This window comes from Pseudomonas sp. IT-232MI5, assembly GCF_949767845.1.
GTDB lineage: Bacteria > Pseudomonadota > Gammaproteobacteria > Pseudomonadales > Pseudomonadaceae > Aquipseudomonas.
On the sequence record NZ_CATKQE010000011.1, the window covers coordinates 316573 to 329163 of the forward strand.

The following is a 12591-nucleotide window of genomic DNA, read 5'->3' on the forward strand; positions in this document are numbered from 1 at the left end:
ACACAGAAACCTGTGGGAGCTGGCTTGCCAGCGATGGGGCCTGACCAGCCAAGACAAATCCTGGTTGATCGACCAAAGCAATCACCACATCGGAACAAGCGATTGGACGCACTTTTAACGCCCCCGTAGCCTGAACACTCTTCAGCGCTTCGGGACTTTTCAGATGCTCTGCCACGTCGAAACCCTCACAGAATCCACCAGCGAACCCAACGCCCCCGCGCCACAACCGGCGCAAGTGGCGTTTCGCGAATACCTGCCCGGCGCCGCCATCTCCCACGCCGCGCTGGCTTCGGAAATCGCCCTCGCCATCAGCTACAACGGCCTCAGCCAAGCAGTGATGATGGTCTCGCCCGGTAACCTCGAAGACTTCATCCGTGGCTTCAGCCTGAGCAACGCGATCATCGACAGCGTCGACGAGATCTACGACATCCGCCTCACGCATTTCGATCAGGCCTGTCAGGCCGACGTGCAGATTTCCAGCCGGGCGTTCTGGGCCCTCAAGGATCATCGTCGGCAAATGACCGGCACCAGTGGCTGCGGCATCTGCGGCGTCGAAGCGCTGGAGCAGGCGTTGCCGCAACTGCAGATTCTGCAACCGTCAGCACTGCCGCCGGCCGAACATTTCGACGGCATTCGCCAACGCATCGAAGCCGCTCAACAACTGGCCCGCAGCAGCGGTGCCTTGCATGCCGCGCTGTTCTTCGACGCTGACGGTGAAGCGTTGCTGTGCCGCGAAGACATCGGCCGTCACAACGCCCTCGACAAGCTGATCGGCGCGATGCAATTCGCCGCCGTCGATGCCGCTGAAGGCTTTGTCGTGGTCACCAGCCGTTGCAGCCTCGAACTGATTCACAAAGCCGTGCGCGCCCGCCTCGGCACCCTCGTCAGTCTGTCCGCGCCTACCGCGTTGACCGTGCGCTGGGCACTCAAACACCGACTCAATCTGATCCATGTACCGCACCGCAACGCCCCGCGAATTTACAGCCCGATCCAGGAGTTTTCCGCATGAGCCACACCCTCACCCACCTTGACGATCAGGGCCGCGCCAACATGGTCGACGTCAGCGACAAAGCTGCGACCCGCCGCGAAGCCAGCGCGCAAGCCTGGGTGCAGATGCGCCCGCAAACCCTGCAAATGATCCAGGCCAACGGTCACCCGAAAGGCGATGTCTTCGCGGTGGCGCGGATCGCCGGCATCCAGGCCGCCAAACGTACCCACGAGCTGATCCCGCTGTGTCACGCGCTGCTGCTCAGTTCGATTCACGTCGAACTCAAGGCCTGCGAACCGGATCGCGTGCAGATCACCAGCACCTGCCGCCTCACCGGCCAGACCGGTGTCGAACTCGAAGCGTTGACCGCCGCCAGCGTTGCCGCGTTGACCATTTACGACATGTGCAAAGCGGTGGACCGGGCCATGGTTATCGGCGATATCCGCCTGCTCAGTAAACAGGGCGGTCGCTCGGGACACTTTCAATGGGAGGACGCGCAATGATCCTGATCAACTACTTCGCCAGCTACCGTGACCGGCTCAATCTGGGCGGTGAAAAAATTCCGCTGACTGACACGCTGGGCTGCGTGGAAGACGTGCGGCAAATGCTCATGCAGCGCGGCGATCTGTGGCGTGAAGTGCTCGGCGCCGGCAACCTGATGTGCGCGGTGAATCAGGAGTTGTGTCAGCCGAGTCAGGTGATTGAGGATTTCGATGAAATCGCGTTTTTCCCGCCAGTGACCGGAGGTTGATCGATGGCTATTCGCGTCCAGCACAAAAGCTTCGACGTCGGCCAGTTGACGGCTGATCTGCACGCGCGCAATCCACGGGTCGGCGCGGTGGTGAATTTCGTTGGTTATGTGCGTGATCTGAATGTTGGTCAGAGCGTGAATGAATTGTTTCTGGAGCACTATCCAGGCATGACCGAAAAAGCCCTCGAACAGATCGCCGAAGAGGCCCGCGAGCGCTGGCCGCTGTTGGGTGTGGAGATTGTGCATCGGGTCGGTGCGTTGTCGGTGAGTGAGCCGATTGTGTTTGTCGGGGTCAGCAGCAAGCATCGGCATATGGCGTTCGAGGCGTGCGCGTTCATCATGGACGTGCTCAAGACCCGTGCGCCGTTCTGGAAGCGCGAGACTACGCCTGAGGGTTCTCACTGGGTCGAGGGCCGTGAGAGCGATAGGGATGCGGCGTTGCGCTGGAGCCTGGCGCATGCCTGAAAAGCAAAAGCCCCTCACCCTAGCCCTCCCGAAACGTCGGACCGCCCCGAGGGAGAGGGGACTGATTGGGGGAATATTGCAGAGATTCACCGACTTGAAAGATTGGCTCTGAATCCATAATCGACTCGATTTTTCAGGTCGATGGATAACGCCAGACACCGCGGTCGGCCCCCTCTCCCTCTGGGAGAGGGCTGGGGTGAGGGTTAAAAGTCTGATTAGATAGCCACTCCGCCAGGATTCAACTCCGGAGTCTCGCTTGAGCACAGCGCCGAACAACCTGCCCCGCCCCGATCCCGTCACCCTGCGCCAGGCCTGGCGCTTCTGGCTGAAACTCGGCTGCATCGGTTTCGGCGGGCCGGCCGGGCAGATCGCGATCATGCATCAGGAGTTGGTCGAACGTCGGCGCTGGATCTCCGAAAAGCGTTTTCTGCACGCACTCAACTACTGCATGTTGCTGCCCGGCCCCGAGGCTCAGCAACTGGCGACTTACATCGGCTGGCTGCTGCATCGCACCTGGGGCGGTGTCATCGCCGGTGCGCTGTTTGTGCTGCCGTCGCTGTTCATTCTGATTGGCTTGTCGTGGCTGTACGTCGCTTTCGGTGACGTGCCGGCGGTGGCCGGGGTATTTTACGGGATCAAACCGGCGATCACCGCGATTGTCCTGCACGCCGCGCATCGCATCGGCTCGCGTGCATTGAAAAATGCCTGGCTGTGGGCGATTGCCGGGGCGTCGTTCGTGGCGATTTTCGCCTTCAATCTGCCCTTCCCCTTGATCGTCCTCGGGGCTGCGTTGATCGGCTATCTGGGCGGACGGTTCGCACCGCAGCGGTTCAGCAACGCAGGGGCGCGCAACAGCGAGAAATCCTTCGGCCCGGCGTTGATCGACGACGATACGCCGGCCCCCGAACACGCCCGTTTCAGCCTGCCGAAGCTGCTGCGTCTGGCTTTGATCGGCGCAGTGCTCTGGTGTTTACCGATGGCGTTGTTGACCGCATTATTCGGCTGGGACGGCACGTTCACGCAAATGGCCTGGTTCTTCACCAAAGCCGCCCTGCTCACGTTTGGCGGCGCCTACGCGGTGCTGCCTTACGTTTATCAGGGTGCCGTCGGGCATTACGGCTGGTTGACGCCGACACAGATGATCGACGGCCTCGCCCTCGGCGAAACCACCCCCGGCCCGCTGATCATGGTGGTGGCGTTTGTCGGTTTCGTCGGTGCCTACGTGCAACCGGCGTTCGGCCCAGAACATGCCTTTGCCGCCGGCGCACTGGCAGCAACGCTGGTGACCTGGTTCACCTTCCTGCCCTCGTTTCTGTTCATCCTCGCCGGCGGGCCATTGGTGGAATCGACGCACAACGAACTGAAGTTCACCGCACCGCTGACGGCAATCACCGCCGCCGTGGTCGGGGTGATTGTGAATCTGGCGTGTTTCTTCGCTTATCACGTGTTCTGGCCGAATGGCTTTAACGGGGCGACAGATGTTTTTTCAGTGGCGCTGGCCGTTGCGGCGGCATTGGCCTTGTTCGTTTTCAAACGCGGTGTGATCAGTGTGTTGATCGTTTGCGCCCTCGCCGGGCTGGGCTTTGAACTGATGCGCTGAACCCTGGCCTGCGAATCTCCCGTTTACACGCCCGCGAATTCCCCCTTACTATCCGGGCACACCGGTCGGCGGGCATCCCCCGCCACCGACGTTTTCCGCCAACGGAAACACGCGTTATGAGTACGTCACTACAACAACCAGAATCGTTGAACGTCTCTACCCTGCGCGCCCTCTCTCACAAGGGCGGCGTATGAATCGTATCGTCAATCTCCCCATGGCCCTGCGCCGTTCCAAGCTGCGTCACTCCGCACGCCCGCCGGATATCGCCCGGTCTATCTGATCGCGTCCGTTAAAGAACCGCGACAGTCTCCTGCTTCTTGATATCCCTGCCAGGACACCTACGCCTTTTTGCCGCGTCGTGTCCGGCCCGAATCTGCGCGCCTGTGCGGCGCCATCGTGAGTGATTGATTATGAAATTCGCAGCCATCGAAGACGCACGCCTGTTCCTTGACCAGAACCCCGATATTGACATGATCGAGTTGTTCATTCTCGACGCCAACGGCGTGCCACGCGGCAAGCTGTTGCACCGCGAAGAACTGCTCGCCGTGTACCAAAGCGGTCGACCGCTACCAAGCACCATCCTCGGTCTGACCGTGCAGGGTGAAGACGTCGAGAACTCCGGCCTGGTCTGGGACGTCGGCGATATCGACTGCCGCGCCTATCCGCTGGAAGGCAGTCTGGTGCGCCTGCCATGGCGGCAGATTCCGACCGCCGCCGTGCAGGTCAGCATGCACCCGACCGAGGGCATGCCTTCGAGCATCGCCGACCCACGACACTTGCTGATCAAGGTCATCGACGGGCTCAAGGCCGAGGGTTATCACCCGGTGATGGCCTGCGAGCTGGAGTTCTACTTGCTCGATGCCAAACGCGATCACAACGGCCGTCCGCAACCGGCACTGGACGCTGACGGTGGTCGACCGCGACACACCCAGGTTTATGGTTTGCGCGAGCTGGAGCAGATCGAACCGTTCCTCGCCGACCTCTACAGCGCCTGCAAACTGCACGGCATTCCGGCGCGCACGGCGATCTCCGAATACGCGCCGGGTCAGGTCGAAATCACCCTCGAACATGGCGACGCGCTGGAGGCGATGGATCAGGCGGTGCGCTACAAACGTCTGGTCAAAGCCATCGCCCACAAGCACGGCATGCAGGCAACGTTCATGGCCAAGCCGTTCGATGATCTGGCCGGCACCGGCATGCACATGCATGTGAGTCTGGCCGATGGCGCGGGACACAATCTGTTTGCCTCGGAAGACCCGGCCGGCACGCCGCTGCTGCGCACGGCGATTGGCGGCATGCTCGCGTCATTGCTCGATTCGCTGCTGCTGTTCTGCCCTAACGCCAACTCGTATCGACGCTTTCAGGCCAACAGCTACGCGCCGCTGGCGCCGACCTGGGGCGTCGACAATCGTACTGTCAGCCTGCGCGTGCCCGGTGGCCCGGCCAACACCCGGCACATCGAACACCGCATCTGCGGCGCCGACGCCAACCCGTATCTGGCAGCGGCGGCGATCCTTGCCGGGATTCATCGTGGCATTCGTGAAGACCTTGATCCGGGTGCGCCGGTCGAGGGCAATGGTTATGCGCAGGCGAAGGAATTGCTGCCGACGGATTGGCTGACGTCGCTGCAGGCGCTGGAAAATTCGGTGTGGGCGCGGGATGCATTGGGGCAGGAATTTCTCGGGGTGTATCTGGCGGTGAAGCGTGCCGAGTATCGACAGTTCATGGCCGAAGTGGGTGAGCAGGATTGGCGGTGGTATCTCACCGACGCCTGAATATTCACCACTATCCCTTGTAGGAGTGAGCCTGCTCGCGATGAGGCCATGTCAGTCACATCATAGGTGAATGACACACCGCTATCGCGAGCAGGCGAAGGCCTACAGGGACCGCGTACAACCGAAGAATTTGTGTGGACACTGACATGACCGAACGCTGCAATTCCTACTACACCGCCACCCTTAACCAAGACACCGACTACCCGACCCTGCAAGGCCGGCACAAGGTTGACGTGGTGATCATCGGCGGCGGCTTTACCGGCGTCGCCACCGCCGTCGAACTCGCTGAAAAAGGCCTGAAAGTCGCCATCGTCGAAAGCCACAAGATCGGCTGGGGCGCCACCGGGCGCAATGGCGGACAAGTCACCGGCAGCCTTTCCGGCGACGGCGCGATGCGCAAACAGATGCGCGCGAAACTCGGCAATGAAGTCGATGATTTCATCTGGCACCTGCGCTGGCGCGGACATGAAATCATCCAGCAACGCGTCGAGAAATACGGCATTCAATGCGACCTCAAACACGGCCACTTGCACGCCGCGTACAAGCCCAGCCACATGATTGATTTGCGTAAGGATCATGAAGAAGCCGTACGGCGCGGATTAGGCGATGAAGTCAGCCTGCTCGACCGCAGTCAGGTGCGTGATCTGCTGCAAAGCGACCTCTACCACGGCGCAATCAAGAATACCCGCAACATGCATCTGCACCCGCTCAACCTGTGCATCGGTGAAGCGCGGGCGGCGGAAAGTCTCGGGGCGCTGCTCTTCGAAAACAGCGAAGTGCTGGAGATTATTCACGGCGCTACGCCCGGTGTGCGCACGGCTCACGGGCAGATCGACGCTAATCAAGTAATGCTCGCTGGCGACGTCTATCACAAGCTCGAACCGGGACAGCTCAAGGGCAAGATTTTTCCGGCCATGGGCGGCATCGTCACCACCGCACCACTGGGCGATCTGGCGAAACAGATCAACCCCGAAGACCTTGCGGTATACGACTGCCGCTTCGTCCTCGACTACTACCGCCTCACCGCTGATGGCCGCTTGTTGTTCGGTGGCGGCGCCAACTACAGCGGCAAGGATTCACGGGACATCGCCGCCGAACTGCGCCCGTGCATCGAGCAGACCTTCCCGGCGCTCAAAGGCGTGCAGATCGATTACCAGTGGAGCTGCGCAATGGGCATCGTCATCAACCGCATCCCGCAACTGGGCAAGCTCTCGGACAACGTCTGGTATTGCCAGGGCTACTCGGGGCACGGCATCGCGACCACGCACATCATGGGCGAAATCATGGGCCGGGCGATCACCGGGCAGATGGAGCAGTTCGATACGTTTGCCCAGTGCCAGCACATTCGTGTGCCGATGGGGGATTTGCTCGGTAACCCGTTGTTGGCGGCGGGGATGTGGTATTACCAGATGCTTGAGCGACTTCGCTAAGCCTGTGTTGATCCTGCTGACCCCATCGCTGGCAAGCCAGCTCCCACAGTGTCCGTGGCGTACCCAAATTTCATGTACACCGCAAAAAACTGTGGGAGCTGGCTTGCCAGCGATGAGGCCATCAGCCCCACCCCAAAACCTCAATCCGGCAACTGCTCCACCACAATCCCCAACCGCCGATAATCCTCGACACTCCCCGACGCCACATGCCGCTCGGTAATCAGCGTATGCAGGCGCGCACACGGCGCCACCACAAACGGCTCCACCGCCCCGAGCTTGTCCGCCGTGGTCACCGCAATCACCCGCGCGGCGCCATCGAGCATCGCCTGCTTCACCGGCACTTCATCGAAATGCAGCGAAGTGATCCCCACTTCCGGATGAATCGCACAAACCCCGGTAATCGCCAGATCCGCCCTGATCCCGGCCAGCAGCCGTAGCGCCTCATGCCCACCCGCCGCCATCGTCCGCGGGTTCAACTGGCCGCCAGCGAGAATCACTTTCACAGCCTTGAATTCAGACAGGGCAATCGCCGTCATCGGTGAAGCGGTCACCGCCGTGATGCTGATATCTGCACGCAACGAGCGCGCAACTTGTAGCGTGGTCGAGCCGGAATCGAACAGCACAATCTGCCCGTCTTCAATCTCCTGCGCCGCCCGTTGCGCCAGACGAATCTTCACCTCATCCGTCTCGTCCAGCCGCGTGAAGTAGTCCTTGCCAGAGTCTTTCGGACGCGGCAACGCCCCGCCGTGTACGCGTTGCACCAGCCCGGCATTGTCCAGTTCGGCGAGGTCGCGGCGGATGGTGTCTTCGGACACCGCAAAGTGCTGACTCAGCTCGGAGGCCATGACCTTGCCGTCACGTTCGAGGAGCAAAAGGATTTTCTGCCGGCGCAGAGAGGGCAGTTCGGCTGCGGAATGATCGTGCATGGTTATGCCTGTTTATGCTTGTAATTGCAGGTTTCGCAAGACTAGCGAAAGCCCCAAGTAAACACAAACCGACCGGGTATCAATCGTTTCGATCATTGGAATCGACAAGGCGAATTTTTTCTTTGCTTTCAACCTGTTCAGAATGGCCGCACTTCTAAAAGGCTCAGGATGAATACCTCATGAATCTCAATTTTGCGTTTGCGTGCATGATCGTCGTGTCGTTTGCGATTGCCCTCGGCCACGCCTGACTGCGCCTCAGACCGACGCCAGCAAATGCTCGCGCAGCCATTTGTGCGCCGGATCGCGATGCGAGCGTTCACCCCAGAACATCGCCATCTCGTAACCGGGTACTTCCAGCGGCGCGTCGACCACTTGCAGCGCCGGGTTGCCACGCACCAGGCGTGACGGCAGCATCGCCACCAGATCGGTGGCCGCCAGCACCGACATCGCCATCAGAAAGTGTGGCACCGACAACACCACTTTGCGCATCAGCCCGACATCGGCCAACGCCCGATCAGTCACCCCGAAAAAGCCTCCGCCCTCGCGCGACACCATCACGTGTTCCAGCGCGCAGAACTGTTCGCGGCTCGGCGCCTGCATCAAACCTGGATGCCCGACTCTACCGGCCAGCACATAACGCTCGGTGAACAGCGGACGTCGATGCAGCTCCGGCGGCGCATCTTCGCTGATGTGCAGCGCCAGATCGAACACGCCTTGCTCGGCCTGTTTGACCAGATGCGCCGGGGTCAGATCGATCACCGCCAGCCGCGTGCCCGGCGCCTGTTCGCGCAATCTGCTGAGGGCCGGCAACACCACCGTCGACTCGCCGTAATCGGTCGCGGCGACTTTCCAGGTGTGCGTCGCCAGCGCCGGGTCAAACGCACTGGCCGGCGCCACCGCCCTCTCCAATGCCTCCAGCGCCTCGCGCAACGGTTCACGTAATTCATCGGCGCGTGCCGTCGGGCGCATACCACGCGGCCCGGGCAACAGCAGCGGATCGCCAAAGATGTCGCGCAACTTGGCCAGATGCACGCTCACCGACGGCTGCGACAGGTTCAGGCGCTGCGCCGCGCGGGTGACGTTGTGCTCCGACAGCAGCACATCAAGGGTCAGCAGCAGATTGATATCCAGTCGTCTCAAATTATTCATGGCTATACCAGACATATCAGACATTCATTTCCAATATACCGGTTGAACGCCGATCCTGCAGTCACTCAGCTAACGGAGCTTCAACATGAAAGTGCTACTGGTTTACGCCCATCCAGAACCGACTTCCCTCAACGGCTCGCTGCGCGACTTCAGCGTCCAGCGCCTGCAAGCCGCCGGCCACACCGTGCAGGTCTCCGACCTCTATGCAATGAACTGGAAAGCCAGCCTCGACGCTGACGATGCCCCGCAGCGCGATGCGACTAAACCGTTCCACGCCTCCCTCGACTCGAAAGTCGCCTACGCCGAAGGCACTCAAGCCACCGACATCGCTCGCGAGCAGGAAAAACTGTTGTGGGCGGATGCGCTGATTCTGCAGTTTCCGCTGTGGTGGTTCACCATGCCGGCGATTCTCAAAGGTTGGGTTGATCGGGTGTATGCATACGGCTTTGCCTATGGCGTCGGCGAGCATTCCGACAGTCGTTGGGGCGAGCGTTATGGCGAAGGGAAAATGAAAGGCAAACGGGCGATGTTGATGGTTACCACTGGCGGCTGGGAATCGCACTATGCACCGCGAGGGATTAACGGGCCGATGGATGATTTGCTGTTTCCGATTCAACACGGGATTTTGTATTACCCCGGTTTTGAAGTGGTGCCGCCGTTTGTGGTGTATCGGACAAGTCGGATGGATGCGGCGCGGTATGCCGAGACTTGTGATGAACTGGGGCGGCGGCTGGATGAGCTGTGGAGTACGAGGCCGATCGGGTTTCGGCAGCAGAATGGTGGGGAGTATGAGATTCCTGCTTTGACTTTGAAGAGCGATATCGCGCCGGATAGCGAAGGCTTCGGCGCACACATCCGCTAGTGCCGCATCGACCACGTAGAGCAAAAGCCCCTCACCCTAACCCTCTCCCAGAGGGAGAGGGGACTGACCGAGTTGTTTTTCCGAGCTACGCCGACCTGGAATATCGAGCCGAACTCAAGTTTTGAACAGCCCACAATCGACTCCCTTCCCCCCCTCGCCCACTTGGGAGAGAGGCGACTGACCGAGTTGTTTTTCCGAGCTACGCCGACCCGGAATAGCGAGCCGAACTCAAGTTTTGAACAGCCCACAATCGGCTCCCTTCCCCCCCTCGCCCACTTGGGAGAGAGGCGACTGACCGAGTTGTTTTTCCGAGCTACGCCGACCTGGAACATCGAGCCGAACTCAAGTTTTGAACAGCCCACAATCGGCTCCCTTCCCCCCCTCGCCCACTTGGGTGAGAGGCGACTGACCGAGTTGTTTTTCCGAGCTACGCCGACCTGGAATAGCGAGCCGAACTCAAGTTTTGAACAGCCCACAATCGGCTCCCTTCCCCCTCGCCCCCCTGGGGGAGAGGGCTGGGGTGAGGGGGATGGATCTAACTGACACACCGCAACATGCAGGCATCAGTGGCTCCGGTCAGGTTTCCTCCCGCGCCCTCCGCACTTGCACCAACAACGCCGGGGCAAAATGCAGCAACACCATCCGGCTCAAATGATGAGTCAGGATAAATACCACATTCAGCCCGCCACCAAACGCGACAATCGCAATCGTCTCAATCGCCCCCGGCATGTACGCCAGCCATAGCGACAGCGGATCACTGCCCAACCAGCGCGCCGCCACCTCAGCAAATACTGCGGCTACCACGATCATCAAACCCACTGAGACCAACGCCGTGCGCCCGTGACGTCCCAGTTCCGCGACGCCAAGGCCTTGAAACCTTGAACCGATCCGCACGCCGAGAATCAGCGCCGCCAGATTCAAACTCCAGTCCGGCATATGAAAACCGTGCAGCCATCCCGATTTCACGAACACGGCAGTGATAATGATCGCCGTGAGCATGAACGGCGCCGGTACGCCGATCACCAGCAGCAAGCGTCCGAGCAGTACACTCAATGCGATCACCGAAAACGCGGTCAGTGCCATGCCTGTCGTTAAAGGATCACCATCGGCAACCGCCACCGCAGCCGCCTGGCCGGGAATCAGGAAACTCACCAGTACCGTGATCAGCAGCAAGCGCATCAGATGCACAATGATGACCTTGCTCGACGCTTTCTCCGACTCGAGTAAATCGAACACCGCTGCCAATGCGCCGGGATAAACCGCCAACAGCGCATCGGTACGGTTCCAGCCTGCGCCGCGCGTCAGCCACCATCCGGCCAACGCGATTTGCACCGTCAGGCAAATCAGCAACACACCAAGGCTAGGCAACATCGTCGAGGCCGTCTCGCTGTTCCACGCTTCGAACATCAGCCCGGTGGCGATACCCAGCGTGACCTGGATGTAGCCCAGTCCATAAGGCGTTGCCGGCGCGATACCGGTTTTGCTGGCAAACAATGCGGTGACGACAATCGAGCCTAACAACAAACCGTGGGGCACGCCTTCGAACTGCAACAGCGCGCCGAAACCGGCAGCAATCAACAAACAGAGAATGGATTTCATAGTCGCCTTCCTGGCTATCTGCCTGACACACCACAACCCATGTAGGAGCTGCCGAAGGCTGCGATCTTTTGATCTTGATCTTCAAAAATAAAGTCAAAAGATCGCAGCCTTCGGCAGCTCCTACATCGGGCGCAGCAAGTTATGCGCGCAACCGTCCAATCGCGCGACGGTACTTCTCGATCCGCTCCAAATCCTCCCAACTTGGCGAGGCAATTCGCGACAGGTCGCTGTTCTCCTCCAAGTCCGCCAGCTTCACCACCCGACCGATCGGGTTCTGTGCGGCGCGGTCGACGAAGTCTTCATAGGATTCGCCCGGCACTTTGGTCACGGATTCGATAGCGCTCAAAACGTCTTCGCTGAAGCCTTCTTTGCGCAGATCAACGAGGCTGATGCCGCAATCCTCAACCACATCGTGCAGCACAGCGACGATGCGTTCTTCCAGCGTGCTCATGCGCAACATGACTTTCAGCGGATGCAGAATGTACGGCGCTCCGCCCTTGTCGACCTGCCCGGCGTGAGCCGTGGCGGCGATGGCGATAGCGCGTTCGAGGGTCTGGGTCATGGGAGTCTCCGTGGGTTAAACGCCGTAGCGGCCGCCGACGTGGATGTTGCGTTTGAGCCAGTTGCCGATGGCCTTAAGACGCCCGACTGGCTTCGCTGACCCGCAATGCCGCTGAAGGATCAGCGACACCAAACCAGCCTGATCGGCTTTTGGATGGGCATCGATCAACTCGGCAACCCACGCGCAATCAGCCTTATTCAAATGCTCACGCCACTGTCCCGGCCAGGCGTCCAGTTCATCCAGCGCCAACCATCGCGCACCGCCATGCTCCATATGCCCGCCGGACATCGACTGTTCGAAACAGAAAGGCGTGTCTGGCTTTGCAGGGTCAATGTGAAACAGATAGATGTCGTGGAATGGATGCTGCGAGGGGGGCGCGTTATTGCGGCTGCCGATTTCAATCATGGGCAATGTTCCAATCCTTGGGCGCTGAATGTTTCCGATTGTTTCGCAGTGTACGTGATAGGAGCAAATCAAAAACCCG

Annotated in this window: 13 protein-coding genes; 8 read left to right on the top strand and 5 right to left on the bottom strand. The window is 60.2% G+C overall.

The window, feature by feature from the left end; translation table 11 throughout:
* Positions 1–163: 163 nt before the first annotated feature.
* The 7 genes from fdhD to ACM6JQ_RS10260 all read left to right on the top strand — a co-directional run bounded on the left by fdhD (position 164) and on the right by ACM6JQ_RS10260 (position 7009).
* On the top strand, positions 164–1009 hold the full coding sequence (fdhD, locus tag ACM6JQ_RS10230; protein ID WP_414893708.1) for a formate dehydrogenase accessory sulfurtransferase FdhD: 846 nt from the start codon (positions 164–166) through the stop codon (positions 1007–1009).
* The gene (gene moaC, locus ACM6JQ_RS10235; RefSeq protein WP_127928660.1) at positions 1006–1491 is read left to right on the top strand and encodes a cyclic pyranopterin monophosphate synthase MoaC; all 486 of its coding nucleotides are present in this window, start codon (positions 1006–1008) and stop codon (positions 1489–1491) included. The genes fdhD and moaC overlap by 4 nt, the downstream gene beginning before the upstream one ends.
* A complete protein-coding gene (locus ACM6JQ_RS10240) occupies positions 1488–1739 on the top strand; it encodes a MoaD/ThiS family protein (RefSeq protein WP_007918946.1) in 252 nt (83 codons plus the stop codon). The genes moaC and ACM6JQ_RS10240 overlap by 4 nt, the downstream gene beginning before the upstream one ends.
* A 3-nt stretch (positions 1740–1742) precedes the next feature.
* Positions 1743–2204, top strand: a complete 462-nt coding sequence (gene moaE, locus ACM6JQ_RS10245) for a molybdopterin synthase catalytic subunit MoaE (protein WP_095113580.1) — start codon at positions 1743–1745, stop codon at positions 2202–2204.
* A 256-nt stretch (positions 2205–2460) separates the two neighbouring features.
* The gene (gene chrA / locus ACM6JQ_RS10250; protein WP_414893709.1) at positions 2461–3804 is read left to right on the top strand and encodes a chromate efflux transporter; all 1344 of its coding nucleotides are present in this window, start codon (positions 2461–2463) and stop codon (positions 3802–3804) included.
* 410 nt (positions 3805–4214) lie between these two features.
* On the top strand, positions 4215–5579 hold the full coding sequence (locus ACM6JQ_RS10255) for a glutamine synthetase family protein (RefSeq protein WP_095113582.1): 1365 nt from the start codon (positions 4215–4217) through the stop codon (positions 5577–5579).
* 146 nt (positions 5580–5725) lie between these two features.
* On the top strand, positions 5726–7009 hold the full coding sequence (locus tag ACM6JQ_RS10260) for an NAD(P)/FAD-dependent oxidoreductase (protein ID WP_414893710.1): 1284 nt from the start codon (positions 5726–5728) through the stop codon (positions 7007–7009).
* Between the two features lie 140 nt (positions 7010–7149).
* Here ACM6JQ_RS10260 and ACM6JQ_RS10265 read toward each other — a convergent pair whose 3' ends face one another.
* Together ACM6JQ_RS10265 and ACM6JQ_RS10270 are read right to left on the bottom strand one after the other, a co-directional pair.
* A complete protein-coding gene (locus tag ACM6JQ_RS10265) occupies positions 7150–7935 on the bottom strand; it encodes a DeoR/GlpR family DNA-binding transcription regulator (protein ID WP_007918959.1) in 786 nt (261 codons plus the stop codon).
* A gap of 255 nt (positions 7936–8190) precedes the next feature.
* On the bottom strand, positions 8191–9084 hold the full coding sequence (locus tag ACM6JQ_RS10270) for a LysR family transcriptional regulator (RefSeq protein ID WP_414893711.1): 894 nt from the start codon (positions 9082–9084) through the stop codon (positions 8191–8193).
* An 85-nt stretch (positions 9085–9169) separates the two neighbouring features.
* Between ACM6JQ_RS10270 and ACM6JQ_RS10275 the strand changes: the two genes are divergently transcribed.
* On the top strand, positions 9170–9946 hold the full coding sequence (locus ACM6JQ_RS10275) for an NAD(P)H-dependent oxidoreductase (protein ID WP_414893712.1): 777 nt from the start codon (positions 9170–9172) through the stop codon (positions 9944–9946).
* Between the two features lie 576 nt (positions 9947–10522).
* Here ACM6JQ_RS10275 and ACM6JQ_RS10280 read toward each other — a convergent pair.
* From ACM6JQ_RS10280 to ACM6JQ_RS10290, 3 genes are all read right to left on the bottom strand, one after another.
* The gene (locus ACM6JQ_RS10280) at positions 10523–11545 is read right to left on the bottom strand and encodes an AbrB family transcriptional regulator (RefSeq protein ID WP_414893713.1); all 1023 of its coding nucleotides are present in this window, start codon (positions 11543–11545) and stop codon (positions 10523–10525) included.
* A 139-nt stretch (positions 11546–11684) separates the two neighbouring features.
* Positions 11685–12107 carry an HD domain-containing protein gene (locus ACM6JQ_RS10285; RefSeq protein ID WP_414893714.1) on the bottom strand — a complete coding sequence of 141 codons (423 nt, stop codon included), beginning with the start codon at positions 12105–12107 and terminating at the stop codon, positions 11685–11687.
* Between the two features lie 15 nt (positions 12108–12122).
* A complete protein-coding gene (locus ACM6JQ_RS10290) occupies positions 12123–12512 on the bottom strand; it encodes a hypothetical protein (RefSeq protein WP_414893715.1) in 390 nt (129 codons plus the stop codon).
* Positions 12513–12591 lie beyond the last annotated feature (79 nt).